Origin of the sequence: Snodgrassella sp. (genome assembly GCF_024103505.1) — a bacterium.
In the GTDB taxonomy this organism is placed as follows: Bacteria; Pseudomonadota; Gammaproteobacteria; order Burkholderiales; family Neisseriaceae; genus Snodgrassella; species Snodgrassella communis.
This window is the reverse complement of sequence record NZ_JAGGIJ010000004.1, coordinates 105,818-130,447: the sequence shown is the minus strand read 5'-3', so window position 1 is coordinate 130,447 and position 24,630 is coordinate 105,818. Positions and strand designations below refer to the sequence as shown.

General features: G+C 46.5%; 21 protein-coding genes. 4 read left to right on the top strand and 17 right to left on the bottom strand.

Annotated elements, in window-relative coordinates; all coding sequences use genetic code 11:
* Nucleotide 1 precedes the first annotated feature (1 nt).
* The 11 genes from J6578_RS05745 to rluD all read right to left on the bottom strand — a co-directional run bounded on the left by J6578_RS05745 (nt 2) and on the right by rluD (nt 9,033).
* Entirely contained in the window at nt 2-451 is a 450-nt protein-coding gene (locus tag J6578_RS05745; RefSeq protein ID WP_100138684.1) for an acyl-CoA thioesterase, read from the bottom strand.
* The gene (locus tag J6578_RS05740) at nt 435-1,385 is read right to left on the bottom strand and encodes a lysophospholipid acyltransferase family protein (protein ID WP_287954086.1); all 951 of its coding nucleotides are present in this window, start codon (nt 1,383-1,385) and stop codon (nt 435-437) included. Before J6578_RS05740 ends, J6578_RS05745 begins: the two co-directional genes overlap by 17 nt.
* Entirely contained in the window at nt 1,378-2,118 is a 741-nt protein-coding gene (locus J6578_RS05735; protein ID WP_239428383.1) for a glycosyltransferase family 2 protein, read from the bottom strand. Before J6578_RS05735 ends, J6578_RS05740 begins: the two co-directional genes overlap by 8 nt.
* On the bottom strand, nt 2,115-3,818 hold the full coding sequence (locus J6578_RS05730) for an ApeI family dehydratase (protein ID WP_287954085.1): 1,704 nt from the start codon (nt 3,816-3,818) through the stop codon (nt 2,115-2,117). The genes J6578_RS05735 and J6578_RS05730 overlap by 4 nt, the downstream gene beginning before the upstream one ends.
* Before the next feature lie 2 nt (nt 3,819-3,820).
* Nucleotides 3,821-4,369, bottom strand: coding sequence for a COG4648 family protein (locus tag J6578_RS05725; RefSeq protein ID WP_287954084.1), 549 nt, complete (start codon nt 4,367-4,369; stop codon nt 3,821-3,823).
* Nucleotides 4,362-4,619, bottom strand: coding sequence for an acyl carrier protein (locus J6578_RS05720; RefSeq protein WP_239366197.1), 258 nt, complete (start codon nt 4,617-4,619; stop codon nt 4,362-4,364). The genes J6578_RS05725 and J6578_RS05720 overlap by 8 nt, the downstream gene beginning before the upstream one ends.
* A gap of 37 nt (nt 4,620-4,656) precedes the next feature.
* A complete protein-coding gene (locus tag J6578_RS05715) occupies nt 4,657-4,914 on the bottom strand; it encodes a phosphopantetheine-binding protein (RefSeq protein ID WP_100138678.1) in 258 nt (85 codons plus the stop codon).
* A complete protein-coding gene (locus J6578_RS05710) occupies nt 4,915-5,643 on the bottom strand; it encodes a lysophospholipid acyltransferase family protein (RefSeq protein ID WP_287954119.1) in 729 nt (242 codons plus the stop codon).
* Between the two features lie 41 nt (nt 5,644-5,684).
* A complete protein-coding gene (locus J6578_RS05705) occupies nt 5,685-6,422 on the bottom strand; it encodes a beta-ketoacyl synthase chain length factor (protein WP_239366199.1) in 738 nt (245 codons plus the stop codon).
* A 682-nt stretch (nt 6,423-7,104) separates the two neighbouring features.
* On the bottom strand, nt 7,105-7,896 hold the full coding sequence (pgeF, locus tag J6578_RS05700; RefSeq protein WP_502957592.1) for a peptidoglycan editing factor PgeF: 792 nt from the start codon (nt 7,894-7,896) through the stop codon (nt 7,105-7,107).
* A 9-nt stretch (nt 7,897-7,905) separates the two neighbouring features.
* Nucleotides 7,906-9,033, bottom strand: a complete 1,128-nt coding sequence (rluD, locus tag J6578_RS05695; protein WP_093092791.1) for a 23S rRNA pseudouridine(1911/1915/1917) synthase RluD — start codon at nt 9,031-9,033, stop codon at nt 7,906-7,908.
* Between rluD and J6578_RS05690 the strand changes: the two genes are divergently transcribed.
* Together J6578_RS05690 and J6578_RS05685 are read left to right on the top strand one after the other, a co-directional pair.
* A complete protein-coding gene (locus J6578_RS05690) occupies nt 9,032-9,838 on the top strand; it encodes an outer membrane protein assembly factor BamD (protein ID WP_100150304.1) in 807 nt (268 codons plus the stop codon). The genes rluD and J6578_RS05690 overlap by 2 nt on opposite strands.
* A gap of 272 nt (nt 9,839-10,110) precedes the next feature.
* The gene (locus J6578_RS05685; protein WP_100150305.1) at nt 10,111-10,656 is read left to right on the top strand and encodes a cysteine hydrolase family protein; all 546 of its coding nucleotides are present in this window, start codon (nt 10,111-10,113) and stop codon (nt 10,654-10,656) included.
* Nucleotides 10,657-11,017: 361 nt separating this feature from the next.
* Here J6578_RS05685 and speD read toward each other — a convergent pair whose 3' ends face one another.
* The 4 genes from speD to J6578_RS05665 all read right to left on the bottom strand — a co-directional run bounded on the left by speD (nt 11,018) and on the right by J6578_RS05665 (nt 14,714).
* A complete protein-coding gene (gene speD / locus J6578_RS05680) occupies nt 11,018-11,383 on the bottom strand; it encodes an adenosylmethionine decarboxylase (RefSeq protein WP_287954083.1) in 366 nt (121 codons plus the stop codon).
* Complete coding sequence (locus J6578_RS05675; RefSeq protein ID WP_287954082.1) at nt 11,383-13,233, bottom strand: DUF4178 domain-containing protein; 1,851 nt, start codon at nt 13,231-13,233, stop codon at nt 11,383-11,385. The genes speD and J6578_RS05675 overlap by 1 nt, the downstream gene beginning before the upstream one ends.
* 8 nt (nt 13,234-13,241) lie before the next feature.
* Entirely contained in the window at nt 13,242-14,252 is a 1,011-nt protein-coding gene (locus J6578_RS05670; protein WP_239366296.1) for an SPFH domain-containing protein, read from the bottom strand.
* Between the two features lie 63 nt (nt 14,253-14,315).
* Nucleotides 14,316-14,714, bottom strand: coding sequence for a DUF350 domain-containing protein (locus J6578_RS05665; protein ID WP_093092781.1), 399 nt, complete (start codon nt 14,712-14,714; stop codon nt 14,316-14,318).
* A 249-nt stretch (nt 14,715-14,963) separates the two neighbouring features.
* Between J6578_RS05665 and J6578_RS05660 the strand changes: the two genes are divergently transcribed.
* Both J6578_RS05660 and J6578_RS05655 read left to right on the top strand, forming a co-directional pair.
* Nucleotides 14,964-16,472 (top strand): polyamine aminopropyltransferase, encoded by a 1,509-nt coding sequence (locus tag J6578_RS05660; RefSeq protein WP_257380732.1) that lies wholly within the window; start codon nt 14,964-14,966, stop codon nt 16,470-16,472.
* Between the two features lie 13 nt (nt 16,473-16,485).
* The gene (locus J6578_RS05655; protein WP_287954081.1) at nt 16,486-18,114 is read left to right on the top strand and encodes an FAD-dependent oxidoreductase; all 1,629 of its coding nucleotides are present in this window, start codon (nt 16,486-16,488) and stop codon (nt 18,112-18,114) included.
* 81 nt (nt 18,115-18,195) lie between these two features.
* Here J6578_RS05655 and J6578_RS05650 read toward each other — a convergent pair whose 3' ends face one another.
* Both J6578_RS05650 and gltB read right to left on the bottom strand, forming a co-directional pair.
* Nucleotides 18,196-19,605 carry a glutamate synthase small subunit GltD family protein gene (locus J6578_RS05650; protein ID WP_287954080.1) on the bottom strand — a complete coding sequence of 470 codons (1,410 nt, stop codon included), beginning with the start codon at nt 19,603-19,605 and terminating at the stop codon, nt 18,196-18,198.
* A 48-nt stretch (nt 19,606-19,653) separates the two neighbouring features.
* A complete protein-coding gene (gltB, locus tag J6578_RS05645) occupies nt 19,654-24,120 on the bottom strand; it encodes a glutamate synthase large subunit (RefSeq protein ID WP_093092773.1) in 4,467 nt (1,488 codons plus the stop codon).
* Between the last annotated feature and the right edge of the window lie 510 nt (nt 24,121-24,630).

The window sequence follows — 24,630 nt, the reverse complement described above, 5'->3', positions numbered from 1 at the left end:
ATTAATTTTCCCTTTCCAAACCATTTTGCATGGCTCGTCTAACTGCCTGTAACCAGCTTTCCGGAGTCTGAAATTGGGTTTCCCGCGTGGCTATACACACAGCTACCTGCATACTGGAAGCCTTAGTCAGTTTTTCCCCACTGATACAATCACTAATGACATAATCAAATTTCAGGCAGCTTTCATATTCTTTTAAAATAACGTCAATGCGGATTTTTTGCCCGAAAACCGCTGGCCGTACATATTTCAACTGCAATTGCACAATTGGCCAGCCATAGCCATTGGCTTTCATGACATTATAATCATAACCAATAGCACTTAAAAAAGCACAGCGTGCCACTTCCAGATATTTGACATAGTGTCCGTGCCAGACAATGTCCATTGAATCAACATCAAAAAAAGGTACTTCCAGTACCGTACTGTGACGCAATTGCCTATGCTGCCCTGTCATTCTGATTCCAAAAATCGAAAAAATTAAACCACTGTCTTGGTGCCTTAATGCAATAAGCACCCAGCAACTGAGCATACTGTTGAACATATTGCTCAATACACCGCTCCCGATGCTGCCGCTGCCAGCTAACACTGGCCGCAAAACGTTGCAGGTACAAATGGTATTTACCCTGCTGCTTAATACAGAACAGAGTATTAACGGGTACTTTCAACAAGCCTGCCAATAACCACGGTCCTTGCGGCCAGCGTGCCATCTGCTGCAAAAACGTTACGGCCACGGTTTTCTCTCCCCGTACCGGTACACGATCGGCAGCAATAGCCAGCCACTCACCACGTTGCACCCGCTCATTTAACTCCATCATCAATTTCGCATCCAGCGATGTCACCTGAATCAGGCGAATCCGGCAAGCACCGGCATCTTTTAATGCCTGATTGAATTTCACTGCATGACCGCTGTGAATCAATACATTCAGAACCAGATTCTGGTGCTTTCTGACCAGAGCACGACAAATTTCTGTATTCCCCAGATGCGAACAGACAAATATCTGCCCGGTAGTCCCTGCAACCGGCTGTTCAATATCCTGAGAAAGATTATCTGAGTCATGAATAATCAGGTCTTCATAGCTGATACGCCCCTGCCAGACCGCAAAGCGGTCTACAATAGCCTGAGCAAAAGCATAAAACTGCCGGAAAACCGAACCTCTTCTGGCCAGAACCGGTGCCAGCTCCACACAGCTTTGCGCAAGCAAATGCTGATAGCGAGCCACATTACGGCGTGCTGCCGCCGCAGTCAGATAAAAATACGCTACTACCAGACAAACTATCGGCGACAAAATCCACGCCGGACAGTATTTGGCCAGATAACGGGTAAGCAACAAAGCTATGTTACTGCCACGTTCCTGCTGGTTTGCCCAGTGACGGCTGGATTTAGTCATGTATTTTCCTTTGCCAGCGGCGCCACAACAGGCCGGGTGCATGCCATAACATATTGACAAATAAACGCGCATGCATTCTGGAAATCAGGATATTGTCTTGCCAGACACGAAAATGTGAAATGCCGTCAGATGCATAAGTCACTGGTGTATCAATCCAGACAAAGGCACAGCCTCGCCAATGCAGGTACACCAAAAGCTCGGCATCAAAATCCATGTAATTGCCAACATGTTCGCTATTAATCACATCAATAGTCGGCACCAGCGGATAAATACGGAATCCGCACATACCATCTTTGATATCCAGTGATAAAGTATTCACTGCCAACCAGAAATTAGTAACCTTGCGCCCATATAGCCGTGCTTTGGGTGTATCAGCACCATATACCGGCCGGCCACAGACCACAGCCTGCGGCTGTGCCACAGCTGCTGCCACCAGTTTTTGCGTATCGGCCAGACAATGTTGTGCATCAGCATCTACCTGCAATACATGAGTATAGCCATGCAAGGCAGCGTATCTTATCCCGTCTTTTACCGCTGCCCCTTTGCCACCATTTTGGGCACGATATATCACCTCAGTACCAGCCAGTGATAACTGTTGCAGTGCGGTTATGGCTGCATCATCAGAACCATCATCCACAATCAGGCAATCTATTCCGAAAGCCTGCATTGCCTGTGCCACCTTACCGACAGTATGCACATGGTTGTAATGCGGAATCACAGCCAGCAATTTCATAATACATGACTCTCACTATCAGGAATCACCAGCCGGCCAGAAGAAATTTTCTTGTCATGCATTAAGCACTGAAAGGATATTTTCCGGCGTATACAATCGCGTTTAAACACCAGTTCCACAACATCAGCAGGCCGCAGAAAATGCTGGAATTTCAAATTTTCCATCTGTAATGGCATCTGAGTTAACCATGAGCACCGTTGCAGTAATTCTATAATCCACTTTATCTGAATAACCCCCGGCACCAGATGAAAGGCATCGAAATGGCCTCTGAAATACACCAAATCAAGCGGAACCTGTATGCGTAGCCAGTATTCATCTGCCGCAACCGCTTTCTGGTCTAAAACTACCGGCTGAGTAACAGGCTGCAAAATAGCCTGTTGTACATCAACCGGATTCAGTTTACTTTGAGCATTGCGAGGCAAAGCCGTAGTAAATCGCCAATGGCGCGGTAGCGCAATCTTTTCCTGACTACCTGCCAGCCACTCCTTCAGTTGAAGAATAACCTGTTTGCGCCCTTGCTGACGCCAAGCCTGAATACCGACATCATTCAAAGCCACCCACGCGGCCAGATGAGTACCCTCAGGATGCTTCAAAATATGAATATCAGCCACCCACTCATGTGTCATGAGCTTATTTTCCAATTGCATCAGAGAAATGCGTTTATCGGCCAATTTAATAATACGATCCAGCCGTCCCAACAGTTCAAAGCCGTTTTCATATTCAACTATCGCATCAGCCAGAATCTGTTCCGTCGCACAGCGCGGTGATTGAATAGCCAAGCCATTCTCATCAACTCTATGGCGGACATCCTGAAAAAACTGCCAGTAAGATTGGTCACCTCGATAGCCTACTGCACCCGTTTCAGTGCTGCCATAGATTTCCACCACATTAGGACAGATATGCTCAAGTAGAAAAGCCTTACTGGTTTGTGCCAGTACTCCCCCAGCAGAAATAACTGCAACAACATGCCCCTGAGCCAGAGAAACATCATGGGATAAGCGCAGAGTGTGCAGCAAAGTCGGACTGCTAACCCAGATAACATTGCGGTAAGTCTGACTGGTCACCAGCAGCACTTCAGGAAAAAACAGACGCTGCCGGTAAATAGGCAAGCCCAGATACAGACTGAGCATAATGCGAAAACTCAAACCATACATGTGCTGCACACTGACACTGCCCAGCACAATCGGCTGGTCTTGAATCATCGTAGCCGGCAGCGTTGTGGCCAGTATCTGAGCTTCAAGGCATAACTCGTGCCAATTTTTATTAATCAGTTTCGCCACACCAGTAGAACCGGAAGTTTGCAGAACAACAGCAATATTATTGACAAAATAACAATTTACTTCTGCGCAGCCAAGTGCAGCCCATTCAGATACCGGCAATGTGGGTATGGCGAGTTTATTCGTGACTTCATCAGCCAGATAAATATCTACAGTCTGCTCCAGCCAGACACAATTATCATCAGATAAACTGGCCGGCAGATAAACATCAACACCTGCCTGTACACAGGCTAATAAAGCAATGGCAAAATAAGCAGCATCATCAAAATACAGACCAACACGCTTCACCGACTGACCAGATAAATACTGGCTTAATACAGCAATTTGCTGCATAGCCTGCTGCCAGCTCAAACTATCCGCACCAGTAGCAAATAAAGCCTGACTATGAGTACGTTCTGCCCAGAATTGATTTGCCATCATCATATTTATATTTTTAATCTAAACCGACGGTACAGAAACTCTCCGCCAAACAATATACCCATCAGCAGATAAGAAATCACGCCCGTATACACCGCCCACGCATGCCAGTATTTGCCCAGAATCAGACCTGAAGTAAACAGAATATTCATACAGAAAAAGCCACACCATATCTGCGTAACCCGTCTGGTATAGCGTACCCCGGTGTCAGGCAAATCTGGATGCTGTAAGCGGGCAAAACGTTCAATGATTGACTGCCGGCTAAACAGGCTGGCAGCAAACACCAGCAACAACAGCATACTCACCATCACCGGATACCAGTACATGGCCGCAGTTGAATGTAACCAAGCCAGCAACACAAACAGAAACATCAGCACACACGATAGTAGCTTCTGTAAGGGCTTTCTGCTAAACAAAGCCCTTAACAGCCATATTATGGCCATCAGCACAGCAACTGGGATCACACCAGTATATTTCTGACCAAAATACCAGATAAACGGATACAGGAAACTGACCAGAACAAGTACTGCATTAACGGCCATATACAGCCTAGGCATTTTCTACCTGTCTGGCCTTATTCATAACTGCCTGAATCACATCAGCCACCGTACGCACACTACGAAAATCTTCAGCCTGTAGCTTGTGCCCGGTCTGACGTTTGATATAATCAATCAAATCAATCGCATCAATACTATCGATCTCCAGATCAGCAAACAAATCGGCTTCAGGTTTGATTCGCTCAGGTGCAATTTCAAACAGATTTTCCAATGCGTTTGCCAGAATGGCATAAATTTCCTGTTCAGTCATACGCCGGTATTCCCTTTAAAATAAAAACAGATTATTTTCAGTGTTTGCTTTGAATATAACTGGCTAAAGAACCGGCACTGAAAAAATGCTCGCGCAGCTGGCTGCTGTCGTTTTCCATTTGCACGCCAAATTTTTTCTGGATTGCCAATCCCAACTCCAGAGCATCTACAGAATCCAGCCCGAGGCCGTCATCACCAAATAAAGCCATATCATCCCCGATATCATCTACCGTGATGTCTTCCAGCCCCAAACTGTCAATAATCAATTCTTTAATCTGAATAACTAAATCACTCATTCACAACTTTCTTTTACTACATTCCTGCTGGAAATATTCCTGCAATTGCTGATTAAGTTCTCTTGCCGCTATAGGCAAGGGTTTATGTTGTAACCACAACTGTGGGTCAATATCATCACCCACATAAAAATCATAATGAATTTTCTGTTTCGGCACCTGATACCACGGTTGGTACTTTTTCAGCGCCGGCGGATTCATCACAATCACAACCGGCGTAATCACACGAGCACTGCGTAACCCAATAGACACAGCACCGCGATGAAAGCTTATCTTGTTATCCCATCCGGTACGCGTGCCCTCAGGAAAAATCAGCAGGCTTTGCCCGCTGCGCAATACTGCATCAGCATCCTCGACAACCTGCATTGATTCATCATTGGGCAAGAATCCGCAGGCTAATATCGGGCTTCTCATTACCGGATTACACAACAAATCTTTTTTAACAATACAATTGAGCGTGGGAACCTTAGCCAGCATAAACACCACATCCAGTAATGACGGATGATTCACCAGAATCAATTGCCCGGGCTGTCCGAGGCGCTCAAAACCATGATAACGAACAGCAATAACCCCTGTAACACTCAAATAACGGATAAACGCCGCCCAGATATGCGCCACCAGCCGCCGCGCCCGTATATGGCTGACCGTACTGTTTCTTACTGATGGCAAGGTATAAGGCAAAAGAATAAACTTAAACAGCAGCCCAAATACACCAAAAATCACAAAGCCCATTGCCGTTGCACACCAGCGCCACACCCAGTTGCACCAACCTTTCAACCCATCCGCCACTGCCAGACTCCCTTTTCAGCTGGCTGCCAGCGCACAGGCTGCTCTGTTATCTGCTGCTCAATCCAGCCCAGCGGGCTACTATAATAATTCAGGGCAGCAGCCAGTGGATTATCTGTAGCCCCCGCCATCTTCGGACTGTAGGTCAGACTTGTCTGCTTACCTGCGGTAAGGATTAACCCCAGCGCCAGTGGAAATGGCGCACGCACCGCTGCCACATTGTATTCAGCCACAATAGGTTCTTCCACCACCACCACCAAAACCTGAGAGGCACCCTCTTCCAGCAAACCCACTGCTTCAGTAATGCCTATTTCCAGACCATTGTATCGCGCGCTTAAAGCAATACACTCACTCATATCTGCACGCATCAGCGACCACTGGCCGACAACGGCATTATGGACAGATAAAGCAAATGAAGTCGGTGACAGCTCTTCCTGCCGTAGCAAACTTTGCCACAATTGAAAACTGCGGTTAATCTCACCATCATGAGAAACAAAAACCACCGGACAAGATACATTCTCAGGCAACAAAGACCATGATGCCGCAAACATCAAACGAGCGGCTAAGCTTAAACGACGTCTTTTCATGGCAGGTAAAAAAGAAACATCAATGTCTGTGGCCGTTAAACCATTGATGTCTCTTCCCTGTGCTATCCATTGCCGCCAGTCTGCTAAAGTCTGGTGAAAAGGACTAACTGCGCGCCAGGCAGATATCGCAAACTCCATATATCCGTATAAACCGTAATAAACCTGCCATTATATGTAAACTTATACCATATAACAATTAATACTTTTGACTGAATATTAATATATGTTTAATAGAATAAAAATGAATTATTAACCTAAGCAATACAATTATCTTCTGAACGATGCAATATTAGCTATTGTCATAAACTATCCGACCTACTTGCAACTAAAAACAGCTTACTGATTTAACTGCTATTTATTAGCATCCAAGCAGACAAAAGTCATAGTAGCGAGCAAAAATATTGACTTTCTCCTGAGTAATTACTGACCTTGTTACACCATGTTTCATATTATGCGATGCCTCCATTTATCCCAGTACAAAACCTGCAAACGCACCGGTAGCTGCCACCGCTCTTGATGCAACATTCCGTTGCTATTATTCAAATTACATAAAAATTTTCCATCGCAAAACAAACTGCTATCCGCCGTGCCGTCCCAGACATCGGATTCTGCACACTTATCGTCTTGGCTAGAACATTGTCACTGCAATACGGCAGCAAACTCACACAACACAGCAATAGCCTGCACAACCTGCGCAATGCTGTCAGATTTAGTTTTTTCCAACATAAAATCAGCCATTATTTTGCCCTTATAAATATATTCTTTGCTGGCTGTACTGTTAAGAATGCAACAAAACCAAGTCTGATTCAGCATTTATTTTTTAGTCAAGCCAGATTGCGCTCAGCATACGTCCCGTTTGTCCATCACGTCGATAAGAAAAATAACGTTCACGCTGTAAAACCGTGCATTCAGTACCGCCGTAGACTTGATGTACACCTGCATCAGCCAGAGCCAGCCGTGCCAGCGCATAAATATCTGCCAGATAATGGTCATTACCAATATCAGCAAAGGCGGCCTGTGCCTTGGGCTGGCGCAGACAAAATGCTTCCCACACTTCCGCACCTACCTCAAAGGCTTCCGGTCCGATTGCCGGCCCCAGATAAGCAAGAATTTCCACTGGATTGACCTGCATGGCCTCTACTGTATTCTGCAATACCCCATTTGCCAGTCCACGCCAGCCGGCATGTGCCGCAGCCACTACCGTACCGGCACGGTCGCACATCAATACAGGCAGACAATCCGCAGTCATAATGGCACAGGCTACTACTTCACCCTGCCGGCAGAAACTGGCATCAGCAGCTTCTGGCCTACCCGCCTGCAACGCAGTTAATGCCGACATAGCATCGGTTACCTCGGCACTGTGTACCTGATTCAGATAGGCCAGCGGCTTTGCCACCTGCTGCTGCACCAATGCGCGATTATGCTGTACTGCCTCCGAAAGATCTCCTACATGCGCACCAACATTTAATGAAGTAAATGGTGGCCGGCTCACACCACCTTGTCGCGTAGAAATCAGGGTATGTACATTAGCCGGTGCCGGCCATTCTGCCTCAAAAAAGGATTTTTTGTCCTGAGTCAGACCAAGTGCCTGATTCATGTCCCACTGATTCATCGTGCTACTCTATTCGCGTACATAAATAACATCCACATCATAATCATCGTCATCCCAATCTTCATCTTCCGCTTCGGTACCCAAACGCTGCTGCCACTCATCTGCGGTTTTAATCGCAGAGTCCATGCCAGCCTGTAAACGCAGCACGGAGAGCAAATGATAAATATCAGCCGGCAATGGTGCTTCAAACTGCATAGTTTCCTGTGTTTGCGGATGAACAAAGCACAGACGATAAGCATGCAGTGCCTGACGTGCCATTGCTTTAATTGCTGCCTTGACTTCAGCTGTAGCTGGCTGGCGCGGATTGCCATAAAGCGCATCTCCAGCCAGTGGATGACCGGCTGCTTTCATATGCACACGGATTTGATGAGTACGACCGGTTTCCAGCTGGCACTCTATATAGCTGAAATCAGCATAACGCTCCAGCACCTTGACATGGGTAATGGCCTCCTTGCCACCGAAAGGCACAACAGCCATACGAATACGATTATGCGGATCACGCCCAATTAAGGTTTCAATTTTGCCATCAAAGGGTACCGTGCCATCCGCTACAGCACGATAGGTGCGTTTCACAGTACGTGCCTGTAATTGGCGTACCAGCTGCGTTTGCGCAGCTACAGTTTTGGCTACCACCATCAGACCACTGGTATCCTTATCCAGCCGGTGCACGATTCCGGCACGAGGCACCTGTGCCAGTACCGGACAATAAGCAAGCAACCCGTTAAGGAGCGTACCATGCCAATTGCCTGCAGCAGGGTGGACTACCAGTCCGGCAGGCTTATTCAGCACCAGTACACAATCATCTTCATATATAATATCCAATGGCATAGACTCAGGTACAAAGGCCTGTTGGCTTTCATCCTGCTGGATAGCTACCTGAATGGTTTCACCACCGATTAATTTATACTTGGGTGGTACCACACTGCCATTAACGGTAACATGATTATCCTTTATCCATGCAGTCAGGCGACTGCGGGAGAATTCTGGCACCAATTTTGCCAGTGCTGCATCCAAGCGCAAGCCGGCCAGATCATTTGGTACTGCCCAATTTTTATAAGTTTGTGCACTATCATCTGCCGCAAAGGGCAAATCATCGTTATAATCGTCATCATTCTCTAACAAAGAAGTGTCTTCCATGAAAAATTTGTTTTTGGCGGTGGCCTTAGGCCTGTTACTGAGTGCCTGTGCCAGCACAAGTACGGTCGATAAAGATTCCCAAATTACCCGGGACTGGTCTGTTCAGCGTCTGTATAATGAAGCTCATGATGAGCTGATGCACCGTAATTATACTCATGCTGAGAAATTATACGAAATTCTACAGGCACGTTTCCCTTATGGCTCCTATGCAGAACAGGCTCAGCTGGATCTAGCTTATGCTTATTACAAGGACGATGAGAACGACAAGGCACTGGCAGCTGTCGAACAGTTCCAGCGTCTGTATCCGCAACATCCAAATATGGATTACGCACTGTATCTGAAAGCACTGATACAGTTGAATGAAGACAAATCCTTTGTCAGCAAACTGGCTAAACAGGATTGGTCTGACCGTGACCCGAAAGCCAATCGCGAAGCCTATACTACCTTTGCCCAGCTGGTGCAGTATTTCCCCCAGAGCAAATATGCCGATGATGCCCGTACTAAAATGCAGAAACTACTGGAGGCACTTGGTGGCAATGAACTATCAGTAGCTCGCTATTACATGAAACGCGGTGCTTGGCTGGCGGCAGTGGGACGAGCACAGACAGTGATTTCCCAATATCAAAACACCCCCAATGTAGAAGAAGCGCTGGCAATCATGATTTCAGCATATGCAAATTTGGGTGAACAGGCATTGAGCGATGACACAAAACGTGTTCTGGCACAGAATTTTCCAGACAGCCCTTATTTACAGAAACCATGGAATGACCATAATGCCATTCCGTGGTGGCGTTACTGGAAATAATTGCTACAGCCATCAAATTATGCAGTCTTATACAAACTAATCCTACGCTATCAGGCCAATATCAATTGTATTGGCCTGATATTTTTGCAAACGCAGTATGCACTATTTTGGTCAATATGCTGCACTGTGTACAGACTGTAGATTCATCTGAGCTCATGTTTTAGCACAAAACAGCTATATATAAACCATAAATTAAAGCTAAAATATCAGCAGAAGCATTTTACAATTTAAAACAACTAACTACAAATTACCAAAATCTTTGGGGATAGCCAATGAAAGCACTGATTTCAATTGATTACACTAATGACTTTATTGCTGAAAATGGCGCATTAACCACCGGAATAGCTGGACAATCAATTGAAGAAGAAATGGTCAATGTGGCCAGAACATTTATTGAGCAAGGTGACTTTGTGGTTTTTGCCATTGATGCCCATCAGGCAAATGATCAGTATCATCCAGAAAATAAATTATTTCCGCCACATAACATCATCGGTACAGAGGGACAGGATTTATATGGTGCATTGAAGAACCTGTACACAATAAATCAATCTAATCCGCAAGTTTACTGGTTAAATAAACGTCATTATTCAGCATTTAGTGGTACTGATCTGGATTTACGTCTGCGTGAAAGAAACATCACAGAAGTACATTTAACTGGCGTATGTACCGATATTTGTATTTTACATACCGCAGTTGATGCCTATAATCTCAATTATAAAATAGTCATCCATCAACAAGCCGTTGCCAGCTTTGACATTACAGGACATAACTGGGCTTTAAAGCATTTTCAAAATACTTTAGGAGCAAGCATAATTTAATCATTCTGCTTAGCTCTCGATTTATCTTACCATAAGCAAGAGTTTTTGTAGTTCACAGGCGCCTGATGTAACTACCCTCTAAAAGAGTACAGCCCAAATTTGAAATTTCTCCATTAACCCACGAGAATTTAAATATAAAAAAGACTGAGCACCAAATTATCTCTATTTAAAAAAGCACAAGCCGGTGTTGCGCTTTAAGAACTGTGCCATAAATATGGCATGGGTAACTCAATCCTGTATAAATGGCAAAAAAGCGGCGTAGAAATTTCGGATATCAATCATCTAAAGGAGTAGGAAACGGATAATTGTAAAATTAAAAAACATTAGGATTTTCTAATCAGCATAAGTTAGAAAACATATTTTATATTTTTGGTAAATATTCACGTGCTAACCAGCGAATCTGCATCTGTGCATCTGGTAGTAATTGTTGTAATTCAGCTACTGCTGCTTCAACCAGCAACTGCCCGCACATGAAAATATCAATGGCAGCATAGTGATGCTCCGGCCAAGTATGAATGCTGATATGTGATTCTGCCAGTAACAGTACACCAGTTACGCCGCCGCAGCCGCCAAAGGTATGAAAATGGCTGGCCAAAATATGCGCCTGCGCCACCTGTGCTACCTGAACCAATACTTCTTCAATGGCAATGGCATCCTGCAACCAGCTACTGGTCAATTGATATACATCTAGTAGACAATGTTGTCCTATAGCCTGATGAAGCTGCATTATTTATGCCACCGACCGCCACTGCCACCATAATAGTGGCTATCAGTAGAAGTACCAGCTTCTTTATCGCTGATATAGATAGCATAATTGCACCAAGTAAATATGATGACAATCAGGGCTGCTAAATAAGGGTTATATTTTTTGGCACTATCTGTAGATTCAAATATACCCCATGTCCAATAAGGAATTTTTACAAGCAATCCGTAAGTGATGAAATGAAATATTAATGACGTGATGCCAAAATCATTATCATCCAGTCCTCCTATAAATATAAATATCGGTAAATTCAAAATAATAAATAAAACCATCCAAAATTCAACAGTACGAACATCAATGTCGGGTTTAATGAAAGCTTGCAAACGCCATTTTCTGATATTACCTATAGTAAAATCTTTTGCCTTGAGTCTTTGATGTTCATGGACGATTTTAACGGCTTTATCAGCTGACAGTGGTTTTGCCTTAATACTGATATTTTTATTATCTTTAAACCATGCTGCTACCAATGATGCCGGAATACTGCTGACAACCGACCACGACTGTTCGTTTTGAGTCAGGGTAGTGGATAACTTACGCTGTTCACAGCCATAATCGACGTAATACATACTGTCGCCCGGTGCTACCTGCCAATAAAAAGCACCAACAGCATAGAGAACATGAGCGGCATAATCATAAAGAAAAGGAACTTTATCCTTTCTGAAATCAATTGGCTCTAATGGCCTGTTTAAGGTAGGCCAGTCATCCAGCGTTGAAGCCAGTGCCCATCGATTGTTTTCCAGCTCCAGTAGCCATAAAAACCCTTTTTTGGGGGAATAGAGCAGATATTCCGTCCAGCTAAGCGTTTCTATGTCAGTTTCCGCACGTTCGGCTACCTGAATATATAAAGGTACATCCGGCATAACTTTATTAACAGGTACGTCATACAGCACCATCGCGCCCAGTACCCACCAGCGTTCATTGCCAATCCGCGCTCTGCTGCCAATTTTAATGGTCAGATAGTGCTCCTGATGCTGGCGCATTTCACCAGTCGCATGCAGCTGGGCAGTTTCTTCACTCATATCCAACTGGCTACGGCAATACTGGCACACCACATAATCAGCAATACCACTTACCCAGCGGATTTCCCCTCCGCAATTAGGGCACTTGCCTCTTTTAGTACTGCCCTTGACATAACCCGAGTGGGTACGTATCTGCTCAGGTGTGCGGGTATTTTGCAAATGCAGTGATTCTAGTGCCACTCCCTTCCCAGCAAATACCTGTGGCTGAGACTTTCCGTCTGAATAATCAAGCGTGATAAAAGATGTGCCATTGCGACAATCAACTACCTGAGCAGTTTCAGACTGCGGTAAAGATATAGGTAGTTCTCCCTCAGCAGCATACTGACCACGCTGGATATTCCGGATATCGGCAACGGCATAGCCACGCTTTTGGTATTTGAAAAAGGTATTACCAATTTTCAGATTACTGAACTCAGGCAAAGCACGAAGATCAGGCAGTGCTGGTTGCAGACGGGTGAAAACAAAGCGGTCGTTGGCCTCGGAAAGCCATGCACTGCTACCATCATGCATCAGCGCATGCCATTCATTCCACGAACCAGCATCGTAATTAACCTGCATGCGCCCGATTAAAGTAAATGGCTTGCCCTGCCACACACCGGAGGTACCGATTTGCAGTGGCGACAAGTCATTTAAAACCGCAGAATGGCGACCAGACTGAACCAGCTTATTCTGATTAATTAATAAAACAGAATGACAATAACCACAAACAGCAGTTACCGCGGTAGCTGAGTGAATGCCTATTTCAGCCCCACAGCTGGGACAGGTGCTATGCAGCAGATAGGAAGAACTGTTCATACAACCGGCTAACCAGTGATTTTTTTGATAATCTCAGCCTTAGCTGTATCGTAATCATTCTGGCTAATCAGATTTTGCTCCAGCAAGGTTTTCAGTTGTGCCAGTCTGGCAGTCGGGTCTGCGGCAGTGGTTTCTGTGCCACCTGCCGGTGCTGACTGTGTGGCTGCGGCACCAGTAATACCGGAAGTCATGACATTGGCTATATTCATTCCCGCTGCCAGTCCGGCACCAATACCGGCAACACCGCCCTCATTCTGAGCAGCCAGAGGAATAGCCTGTGCAGTCTGATACTGAGCATACCGTGCCATATCACCAACTATACCCATACCCATGCGTTCATCCAGACGCTGTTGCAGGTTTTCGGGCAAGGTAATACTTTCTACGGTAAAATTTTCCAGCTCCAGCCCGATCGCGGCAAATGCCGGTTGCAGCAAAGTAGTCATTTGCTGAGACAGCATCAGCTGATTGGCAGCCATATCCAGAAAAGGAATATCTGAACTACCGAAAGCACTGGCCAGCTGAGTAACAGCCAGATTGCGCAACTGCTCTTCCAGTGTTTCGGTGCGATATTCCTCACATACACCACTTACTTCGCGAAAGAAAACTGCCGGTTGGGCAATACGGAAGGAATACATACCAAACGAGCGTACAGAGATGGCACCGAAATCATTGTCGCGAATGGTAACCGGCTGAGCTGTGCCCCAGCGTCTGGATAGCTGCTGGCGCATGTTAAAAAAGTACACATCAGATTTGAATGGCGACTGAAATAATTTACCCCAGTGTCTCAGGTTAGTGAGTAAGGGCAAGTTCTGAGTATTCAGGGTGAATGTGCCAGTGCCAAACTGGTCAGCAATGGCTCCTTCATCTACAAACATGGCATTCTGAGATTCCCGTACTATCAGAGCAGCACCATTCTGGATTTCCTGATCCCGTAGCGGGAAACGCCACATTAATACATCAGGGTCGGGATTTTCCCACTGGATAACGTCGATAAATTGTTTCTTGATGAAACCACCCAAACCATTACTACCAAAAATAGAATTCAGTACCATTGTTCGTATCCAGATTTAAAAGTTTGTTTATTAACTTAATGCAGCAGCATTGAGAATGCCGATAGCTATCGACAGACCAAAAAACAGGATGCCAACTGCGATATTGTTGTTTGCCAGCTCCTGATTGGCTTTGGGAATAAGCAAAGTGGCAATAAAATACACCAGAATCTGCACAATCATGGCAGCCACGCCCCAGATAATGAAACTGATCAGGCTTACTGATTGCAGCATACTGGAAATCAGAGTGATGCAAAAACCGGTCATAGCACCACTGAGTGAAGTAGCACAGGCTATATTGCCCTGTTTAATTAATTTCAGTTCAGCTACAGGAGTGATGCGCAGGTAGACAATAATAAACCCGATTAGCAAAAGCAGAGCAACAGCGAAGTATTTCAAATACTGCAAATACTGCCATAAAGTAATTGCCATATTTCATTTTCCTGATTATTTCTGCTCTTAAACATACCGTATAATAATAGTTTTGTATAGTATGTTTTTACTTTAAGCAGCAATAAATTAACATTTTAATTTGCATAGAGTATTCTGTAACCAGAATAGTTTAGATTCGGGCAGTGATTATGAGTTATCAAAGCCACCATAAGTAATGGCAATGCTGACTTACGGAGCAAGCTACCAATCACTGTAGCGATAACATCAGAAATCAATAAAGGATAAATAGTGAATCCTGCATTAATTGTGTCGGTGTTTGTGGTAGCCAGTTGCGGATTGGCCTATGAGTTAATCATGGCAGCACTGGCCAGCTATCTGCTTGGGGATTCGATACTACAGTTTTCGTCGATTATCGGTGTATATATGTTTGCCATGGGTATTGGTGCTCATCTGACTCGTTATATTCATGACAAAGATGCATTAAGCCGCTTTATTGACATTGAAATTCTGGTGGGTATAGTCGGCGGTATTTCTGCACTGCTTTTATTTGTGCTGTTTGGTTTTTCCGCTGCACCATTTCGCTCGGTATTGTATGGGCTGGTACTGATTATAGGCATTATTACCGGTATGGAGCTGCCACTGGTGATGCGGGTGCTCAATTTGCGTGAGGTTGAGTTTAAGGAAGTGGTTAGCCGAGTACTCACCTTTGATTATCTCGGCGCGCTGGCCGTTTCACTGCTGTTTCCGCTGATTCTGGCACCGAAGCTGGGCATGGCCAGAAGTGCTTTGCTTTTCGGGATTCTGAATACAGTTGTTGCCCTATTAACTGCGCGCCTATTTAAAAAAGATTTGCGCCGTTATCGGCACTTGTGTCTGCGTGGCAATATTGTTCTGTTTGTGCTGCTGCTGTTTTTCTGCTACGCCAATCAGATTACCAATAAGGCTGAAGAGCATTATTTCGGTGATCCGGTGGTTTATAGCACCGCTTCTCCTTACCAGCGGTTAGTAATTACCAAGTGGCACAATGATACTCGGCTGTTTATCAATGGCAATTTGCAGTTTTCTTCAGTAGATGAAGCACGCTATCACGAGGCACTGGTGTTGCCGGCAATGGAGCAGAACCCAAAGGCAGCCAATATACTGATACTGGGTGGCGGTGATGGACTGGCTGCGCGGGAAGTGCTGAAATATTCACAAGTTAAACAGGTTACATTGGTTGATCTGGACGCCAGCATGACCAAAGTATTCCGCACTTCAGCACAACTGCGCGAACTTAATCAAGATTCACTCAACCATCCGAAAATGCGCATTATCAATGCCGATGCGGCACAATGGCTAGAACATAATCAGCAAAAATTCGACGTAATTATTATCGATTTTCCAGACCCTTCCAATTTTTCTCTGGGCAAACTGTATTCTGTACCAATGTATCGCATGGTAGCACGACACTTAAACCCACATGGCAATATTGTGGTGCAATCCACTTCGCCCTATTTTGCACCTAATGCTTTCTGGTGCATTGTCACCACACTGGAGGCAGCCGGACTGAAAACCCTGCCCTATCACGTTTATGTTCCTTCCTTTGGCGAATGGGGCTACGTGATGGCTAATCAGAATGGTGAATTTCTGATTCCCGACCACTACCGTGTCCCAACCCGATATCTCGATGCCAATAGTACGCGGGAAATGTTTAATTTTCCGAAGGACATGCAGCGACGTGCGGTTGAAGCCAATCATCTGAATACACAAAAGCTAGTGGAATACTTTGAAGCAGACTGGCGTGCGGTCATGCGCTAGGGGGGGATGAAAGATGAAAATCAGTCGCCGCCGCTTTCTCGGCCATGCACTCGGTGTCAGCATGGTAGGATTAACCGGCTACGAGGCATGGCGTTATTTTGTGCCCGGAAGACCGCCAATCAGCGTGGATTTTCCGGGTAAAGCGATTGGCCATGCTATTCGTGATGCACAAATGCAGCCGCCTGCAAACATACCCACACACTACGTCAACACGGTGATTATCGGCAGTGGAGCTGCTGCCTTATCTGCCGCGTGGCAATTGTCCAGACAGAAAATGCAGGATTATATCCTGCTTGATGGTGCGGAACGTAATGGTAACAATCGTGGCGAAAGCCAGTTTGGCGTGGATTACCCAACTGGCGCTCATTACCTGCCTCTGCCCTCGCCCGAGTCTGAACACATTCGTGAATTACTTGGCGATTTACAACTTTACCAGCATGGTGTGTATGATGAACGTGCCCTGCTGCAAGTACCCAATGAACGCCTGTTTTATCAGCAGCACTGGCAGAATGAATTACTGCCACAGCGTGATGCTGACAGTGAGCGTTTTTTTCGCTTGATCCATCAGCTCAGCAATCAGCGTGGTGCCGATGGCAAACGCCTGTTTACCATCCCGCTAGATTTATCCAGTACCGACAGCCACTGGCGTCGGCTGGAACAGATAACGTTTGCCCACTGGCTGCAACAGCAGGGTTATCATTCATCAACATTATTATGGTATCTGGATTATTGCTGCCGTGATGATTACGGACAAGGTATCAGCCAAATCTGTGCCTGGGCAGGTTTACACTACTTCTGTGCACGCGGTAATGAACAAAATGAGCATGGTTCAGTGCTGACATGGCCGCATGGTCTGCATGAACTATCGCAGCGCATACGCACATTCTGCCGTCTGCAACCACTTGATCGCTGGCCTGAAAGCAGCCAGCCACCTAAGCGACCATACAGTTTGAATGCCTTTGCAGTTTCGATTGAAGAACATACACAAAGTGTGCGTGTGCTGGTCTGTACCGGCCAGCATAAATATTTCTGGCTTGAAGCGCGCCATGCCATCTGTGCCATGCCACTGTACATTGCTGCACATGTAGTTAAAAATATTCAACAGTATGGTTTTAAGCCTGAAAGCCATATGCCACAGTATGCACCGTGGATTGTGGCTAATTTCTTGTTACGCGGAATGCCACCAGAAAGCAAGAGCAGTAGGCTGGCGTGGGACAATATTCTGTATCAGAGTGCGGGGCTGGGTTATGTAGTGGCCACCCATCAGCAAATCCGGCAAGGGCCACCGGCTTACACCTCTTTTACCGCTTATACGGCACTGAATCAGGATACACCAGCAAATGTACGCCACTGGATGCTGTCTGCCTCGCCGGAAGAGATTTACCGATGTGCCGCAACGGAGCTGGAACAGATTTACGGAGTAGTCCTGCGCCGGCGCATACTACAGGCACGGTTAAGTCTGCGCGGCCACGCCATGGCGGTACCGCAGCCGGGCTATCTGACCAATCAGGGTTTACAGGCACTGCGTTCTTATACCGGACGTTTACAGTTTGCCCATAGTGATTTATCCGGTTATTCGATTTTCGAAGAAGCCTGCTACTGGGGCAAGCGTGCAGCCATGCAGATACTGGCACAGCAATAATCAATCGCTACCTAGGAAAACAAAGCTGCCTGATGCCATACTTACAGATGGCATCAGGCAGTTTATCTGGTAATTAGTTTATTAGACTTGCAGATAATCCATGATACTTTGTGCTGCATCTCGTCCCTCGGCGATGGCGGTAACGACCAGATCTGAACCGCGGGTAATATCACCACCGGCGAAGATCTTCGGATTGGCGGTTTGCTGTTTGTATTCACCATTAGTCTGAATGCGGCCACGTTCATCCACGGTTACGCCGACAGTGCTTAACCACGGCATGTTGTGTGGCGCAAAACCAAACGCCACAATCACGGCATCACAGGCAATCACTTCTTCACTGCCGGCAACGATTTCAGCGCGGCGGCGCCCATGTTCGTCTGCTGCGCCCATACGGGTTTTTACTACCTGTATGCCAGTAACAGCACCTTCTGCATCGGTCACTATGGCCTGTGGCTGGACATTGAATTTAAACTGTACGCCTTCTTCACGCGCATTATTGAATTCTTTTTTGGAACCGGGCATATTGGCTGCATCGCGGCGATAGGCGCAGATAACTTCTTTTGCCTGTTGACGCAAAGCTGTGCGTACGCAATCCATGGCAGTATCGCCACCACCTAGTACTACTACGCGTTTGTCGGCCATGGAAACATAATTTTTACTGGCAATATTCAGCAGATTTTCGGTATTGCCAATCAGATATGGCAAGGCCAGATAGACGCCGCTGGCATCTTCATTCTCAATGCCGGCACGCAGCCCCTGATAAGTCCCTACGCCCAGAAATACAGCATCGTACTGTTGTTCCAATTGTTGCAGGGTGATGTCTGTACCGACATTGACACCCAGTTTGAATTCAATCCCCATATCGGTGAGTACATGGCGCCGGTGCATCATCACTTCTTTTTCCAGTTTGAAAGCCGGAATGCCAAATGTGAGCAAGCCACCAATTTCTGTCGCCCGTTCGTATACTGTAACGTCAACACCATTGCGAATCAGTACATCGGCACAGCCCAGCCCAGCCGGCCCGGCGCCCACTACGGCTACTTTTTTGCCCACTTTTTCCACCGCACTGATATCAGGACGCCAGCCCTGCGCAAAAGCCTGTTCGGTAATATATTTTTCGATTGCACCAATGGTAACCGCACCAAATTCAGCGTTTAGAGTACAGTCGCCTTCGCACAGGCGATCTTGCGGACACACGCGTCCGCATACTTCCGGCAGGCTGTTGGTGGTATGCGCCAGTTCCACTGCTTCAATAATCCGTCCTTCATTCGCCAGCCGCAGCCAGTTGGGAATGTTGTTGTGTAACGGACATTTATTCTGGCAGTACGGATTGCCGCAGGCCAGACAGCGATCAGCCTGAGCAATCGCCTGAGCGGTAGTAAACGGCTGATAGATTTCCGCAAACTCATGCTGACGCACGGTAAGCGGTTCTTTCGGAGGATCGACACGCGGGACATCGATAAACTGGTAAACATTTTCGCGTTGACTCATCTGGTGTTCCTTGCACTATTTCTGTTTATTTCTGATTTTGGAGCGGCTTTACTGTGTAACGGCTCTCAGCTCGGTAACGGTACGTGGTTTGTGTCCCAGCAGCGCATGAACATCATTGGCTTTCGGTTTAACCAGTACAAAGCGGTTAACATAATTGTCCCATTTAGCCAGAATGCGTTCCCCTAACGGGCTATGAGTATTCTCCACATGCTCAGCAATTAAGCCACGCAGGTTTTCCTGATGCATGCTCAGCGCACTGATATCCAGCCCTTCCACCAGCTCAGGGTTGATGCGCTGCCTGAAGCCTCCATCCACATCCAGTACATAGGCAAAACCGCCAGTCATACCAGCACCGAAGTTGATTCCGGTTTTGCCCAGTACACATACCACACCGCCAGTCATGTATTCGCAACCATTGTCGCCAATACCTTCCACGACAACTGTTGCTCCGGAATTGCGCACGGCAAAACGCTCACCGGCCTTGCCGGAAGCAAACAGCTTGCCACCAGTAGCGCCATACAGGCAGGTATTGCCAATAATTGTGGTGTCTTCCGGCCGGAATGCTGTACCGCCATGCGGATGAATCACTATCTTGCCGCCGGCCATTCCTTTGCCTACATAATCGTTGGCATCTCCGGTCAGATATAGGTTTACGGTTCCGGCCAGCCATACACCGAAACTTTGTCCGGCGGTACCATTCAGGTATATATCAAAGCGTTGTGGTGCATGGCCGCGATTGCCGTAAGCCGCAGCAATCTGACCGGACAAAGTAGCACCTACTGAGCGGTCTGTATTGTTGATGTCATAGCTTAAATCCACATCTGCACCGCTTTGCACTGCATCCCCGATATCCTGCATGATGGTGCGGTTAAGGCGGCCGCTATCAAACGGCGGATTGGTCTGAGTACAGTAACGCGAACTGCCATCCGGTACTTTAGGTGAGTACAGTAGCTTGCTCAAATCCAGCGTACTTTGTTTCGGCGTGATGCCAGACACGATTTCCAGCAGCTCGGTACGGCCGATTAAATCGGTTAACTGGCTTACTCCTAGCTGTGCCATGATTTCGCGCACATCCTGTGCAATGAATCTGAAATAATTCATTGCTTTTTCTGGTAAACCATGGAAATGTTCCTGACGCAGGGTATCGTCCTGAGTAGCTACGCCGGTAGCACAGTTATTCAGGTGACAGATGCGCAGATAGCGACAGCCTAAGGCAATCATCGGCCCGGTACCAAAACCAAAGCTTTCTGCACCAAGAATCGCTGCTTTAACAATATCCAAACCGGTTTTCAGGCCGCCATCTACTTGCAGGCGCACTTTATGGCGCAGATTATTTTCCACCAGTGCCTGCTGAGCTTCGGCCAATCCCAGCTCCCACGGGCTGCCAGCATATTTCACGCTGGTAATCGGGCTGGCTCCGGTACCACCATCGTAACCAGAGATGGTAATCAGATCAGCATAAGCTTTGGCTACTCCGGTAGCAATGGTGCCAACACCCGGTAAAGACACCAGTTTCACAGAAATCAGTGCGCGCGGATTAATTTGTTTTAAATCAAAAATCAGCTGCGCTAAATCTTCAATCGAATAAATATCATGATGTGGTGGTGGTGAAATCAGGGTAGAACCAGGCACGGCAAAGCGCAGTTGTGCAATATACGGGGTAACCTTGTCTCCCGGTAACTGACCGCCCTCTCCCGGTTTGGCACCCTGAGCCACTTTAATCTGAATAACATCGGCGCTCATCAGATAAGCCGGTGTCACTCCGAAACGACCTGAGGCCACCTGCTTAATCCGTGATACTCGTTCGGTACCATAACGGCGCGGGTCTTCGCCTCCTTCACCAGAATTAGAAAAACCGCCCAGCCGGTTCATCGCTGTAGCCAGTGCCTCATGCGCTTCTGGACTTAATGCTCCTATCGACATGGCTGCGCTGTCAAAACGCTTATACAAGTTTTCAGCCGCTTCCACCTGTTCCAGTGCTATTGGTGTAGCAGTTTCGGTTTTCAGCCGCAGCAAATCGCGTAGCATAGAAGGAGGCCGCTTATTTACAGTATCTGCATAACGGCGATAGTTGGCATAATCACCACTATTGACGGCTGCCTGCAAAGTATTGACCACTTCGGGATTATAGGTGTGGAATTCTCCTTGTGGCTTGTATTTCAGATAGCCACCGATTTCCAGCCCTCGGCTTTTCTGCCAGGCGCGCTTGTGAAACCAGCGTAACTCCGCATCCAGTTGTGCAAAAGTAGCTCCTTCAATCCGGTTAAGCATATTTTTAAAGCACAACTCCATCACTTCCTGATGAAAGCCGATTGCTTCAAACAGACAGGCACAGCGATAGGAAGAAATGGTCGATATGCCCATTTTAGAGATAATTTTATACAAACCTTTATTGATGCCATCGCGGAAATTGATCATTACTTGCCGTAATGGCTTGGTAATCGCGCCAATGCTCACCATTCTGGCCAGACTCTCATAGGCCAGATAGGGATATACTGCTGTGGCGCCCAAGCCTATCAGTACAGCAAAATGGTGCGGATTGCGTGCCGAAGCAGTTTCAACAATAATATTTGCATCACAGCGCAGATTGGTTTCCACCAGTCGCTGCTGAATCGCGCCGACGCTGAGAACAGCCGGAATCGGCATGGCATCTCGACTGACATTACGGTCTGAAATCACCAGCAGCACTGCCCCATTTCTGACTGCGGCCACGGCTTCATCACACAAGCGCACCAGTGCCTCTTTCAGACTGATTTCATTCGGGTTATAGACTGCATCCAGATGATGATGCTGATAGTATTCGGCTGATAATTGCAGCAACTGCTGCATATCGGAGAACAGCAGTACCGGCGATTGAAAATTCACGCGGTGCGACATGCCCTCGGCTTCAAAAAACACGCTCATTTCGCGCCCGATGGAGGTGTTCAGGCTCATTACATGTTTTTCACGCAAAGGATCTATCGGCGGATTGGTGACTTGGGCAAAATACTGACGGAAATAATCAAACAATACCCGCGGTCGCTGCGACAACACGGCAAACGGCGTATCGTCTCCCATTGAGCCCACTGCTTCCTGACCATTTTCGCCCAGTACGCGCACGACACTTTCCAGTTCTTCTATGTCATAACCGAACAATTTCTGGTAAACCAGCAGTCTGTCTGCTGAAAAACTGGATTCGCCTACTTCTTCGTCTGGCAGCTTCTCAAACGGAACCAGTGATAGAACATTTTTGTCCAGCCATTCTTTATACGGATGGCGCGTTTTTAATTCGGTATTGATGTCGGCCGATTGCATCAGCCGCCCCTCACGTGTATCAATTACCAGCAGTTCGCCCGGGCCGACACGGCCTTTTTCCACCACTTCATCCGGCGCGTAATCCCAGATACCTACTTCTGATGCAATGGTAATCAGCTTGTCCTGAGTAATCACATAGCGCGCCGGCCGCAGGCCATTACGGTCGAGCGTGCAGGCTGCATAGCGGCCGTCGCTGAGCACAATCCCTGCCGGCCCATCCCACGGTTCCATATGCATGGAATTAAAATCATAAAATGCGCGCAAATCCTCATCCATATCCGGATTATGCTGCCAGGCCGGCGGTACCAGTAAGCGCATGGCTCGAAATAAATCCATCCCACCATTTACAAACAGCTCCAGCATATTATCCAGTGAGCTGGAATCAGAGCCGGTTTCATTGACAAATGGAGCCGCTGTCTGCAAATCCGGAATCAGCGGAGTGTGGTATTTATATGAGCGCGCCCGTGCCCAAGCCCGATTGCCGGAAATAGTATTGATTTCACCATTGTGCGCCAGATAACGAAATGGTTGCGCTAGCTGCCAGCGTGGCAGCGTATTGGTTGAAAATCGCTGGTGAAACAGACAAATTGCACTTTGCATGCGTAAATCAGCCAGATCAGGATAAAACCGCGGTAAATCCTTGGGCATACACAGCCCTTTATAAATCGTTACCTGATTAGACAAACTGCAAATATAAAAATCGCGGTGATTAATACGCTTTTCAATGCGCCGGCGGGTCATAAACAGCCGCCGTTCCAAATCACGCGGCAGCCAGCCGGCCGGCGCATTGATAAAAACCTGCTCAATATGTGGCATATCTGCCAGTGCAATGGCACCAAGCATTTTCGGATTAGTGGGTACAGGCCGCCATAGTGAAATATTCAGCGTTTCACGAGTCAGCTCCTCCTCAATAATGGCCTTGTACTCCTGTGCCAATGCCTCATCACGTGGAAAGAATATCATGCCCACCGCAAAATTCTTTGCCAGCGTGATGCCAACTTCTTCGGCTACCGCCTGAAAGAATTTTTTCGGCATTTGTAGCAACAGGCCACAGCCATCACCTGTTTTGCCATCAGAGAGAATCGCCCCGCGATGCTGCATGCGAGACAACCCCAATATTGCGGTACGCACCACCTTGTGGCTGGGTTCGCCTTCAATATTGGCAATTAATCCAAAACCGCAGTTTTCTTTTACTAAAGTGTGGTCGTATAAACTGGACATCAGGAAACCTCGCTTACTGCATTAACTGCAAAGCACAAATTGATTAGTCAAGATATCAAACATACAAAAATTTACCTATATGCGTCAAAATTTTTTTTGGTTAGCATGACAAAAAAAAATCTATGATTTCATTAAATTTCAGTTGAAATCACTACATATATTCAATCTAAAACGCATTAAAACGGTATTGAACAAAAAATATGCTATATTTCACCAAATTACATATTGATGGCAATCAGGCTTTAAAATCTAAAAAAAATGGGCAAAAAGAGTAAATGATGCCATTAGCAAGTTAAATTAATGAGAATAATAATCAATTCATATTTTAATTCAACAATATAACACTACCTTTAAAATAAAACCTATTCTCAGACATCCTTACAAAAATAAGCCTGTCCTGTACTTCGTTCGCCCTGAAGAATTTCCGGCCGCCACCTGAAAAGTTTTTATCCCTAAAATCTCGCCAGTCGCTACTCTGTAACAACAATACTGACAATACGCCGGAAATAA

Bases quoted from the DNA above. Each gene is read 5' to 3' on its own strand.
- J6578_RS05745 (WP_100138684.1), bottom strand. From the start codon at position 451: ATGACAGGGCAGCATAGGCAATTGCGTCACAGTACGGTACTGGAAGTA.
- J6578_RS05740 (WP_287954086.1), bottom strand. From the start codon at position 1,385: ATGACTAAATCCAGCCGTCACTGGGCAAACCAGCAGGAACGTGGCAGT.
- J6578_RS05735 (WP_239428383.1), bottom strand. From the start codon at position 2,118: ATGAAATTGCTGGCTGTGATTCCGCATTACAACCATGTGCATACTGTC.
- J6578_RS05730 (WP_287954085.1), bottom strand. From the start codon at position 3,818: ATGATGATGGCAAATCAATTCTGGGCAGAACGTACTCATAGTCAGGCT.
- J6578_RS05725 (WP_287954084.1), bottom strand. From the start codon at position 4,369: ATGCCTAGGCTGTATATGGCCGTTAATGCAGTACTTGTTCTGGTCAGT.
- J6578_RS05720 (WP_239366197.1), bottom strand. From the start codon at position 4,619: ATGACTGAACAGGAAATTTATGCCATTCTGGCAAACGCATTGGAAAAT.
- J6578_RS05715 (WP_100138678.1), bottom strand. From the start codon at position 4,914: ATGAGTGATTTAGTTATTCAGATTAAAGAATTGATTATTGACAGTTTG.
- J6578_RS05710 (WP_287954119.1), bottom strand. From the start codon at position 5,643: ATGGGCTTTGTGATTTTTGGTGTATTTGGGCTGCTGTTTAAGTTTATT.
- J6578_RS05705 (WP_239366199.1), bottom strand. From the start codon at position 6,422: ATGGAGTTTGCGATATCTGCCTGGCGCGCAGTTAGTCCTTTTCACCAG.
- pgeF (WP_502957592.1), bottom strand. From the start codon at position 7,896: ATGAATCAGTGGGACATGAATCAGGCACTTGGTCTGACTCAGGACAAA.
- J6578_RS05690 (WP_100150304.1), top strand. From the start codon at position 9,032: ATGAAAAATTTGTTTTTGGCGGTGGCCTTAGGCCTGTTACTGAGTGCC.
- rluD (WP_093092791.1), bottom strand. From the start codon at position 9,033: ATGGAAGACACTTCTTTGTTAGAGAATGATGACGATTATAACGATGAT.
- J6578_RS05685 (WP_100150305.1), top strand. From the start codon at position 10,111: ATGAAAGCACTGATTTCAATTGATTACACTAATGACTTTATTGCTGAA.
- speD (WP_287954083.1), bottom strand. From the start codon at position 11,383: ATGCAGCTTCATCAGGCTATAGGACAACATTGTCTACTAGATGTATAT.
- J6578_RS05675 (WP_287954082.1), bottom strand. From the start codon at position 13,233: ATGAACAGTTCTTCCTATCTGCTGCATAGCACCTGTCCCAGCTGTGGG.
- J6578_RS05665 (WP_093092781.1), bottom strand. From the start codon at position 14,714: ATGGCAATTACTTTATGGCAGTATTTGCAGTATTTGAAATACTTCGCT.
- J6578_RS05655 (WP_287954081.1), top strand. From the start codon at position 16,486: ATGAAAATCAGTCGCCGCCGCTTTCTCGGCCATGCACTCGGTGTCAGC.
- J6578_RS05650 (WP_287954080.1), bottom strand. From the start codon at position 19,605: ATGAGTCAACGCGAAAATGTTTACCAGTTTATCGATGTCCCGCGTGTC.
- gltB (WP_093092773.1), bottom strand. From the start codon at position 24,120: ATGTCCAGTTTATACGACCACACTTTAGTAAAAGAAAACTGCGGTTTT.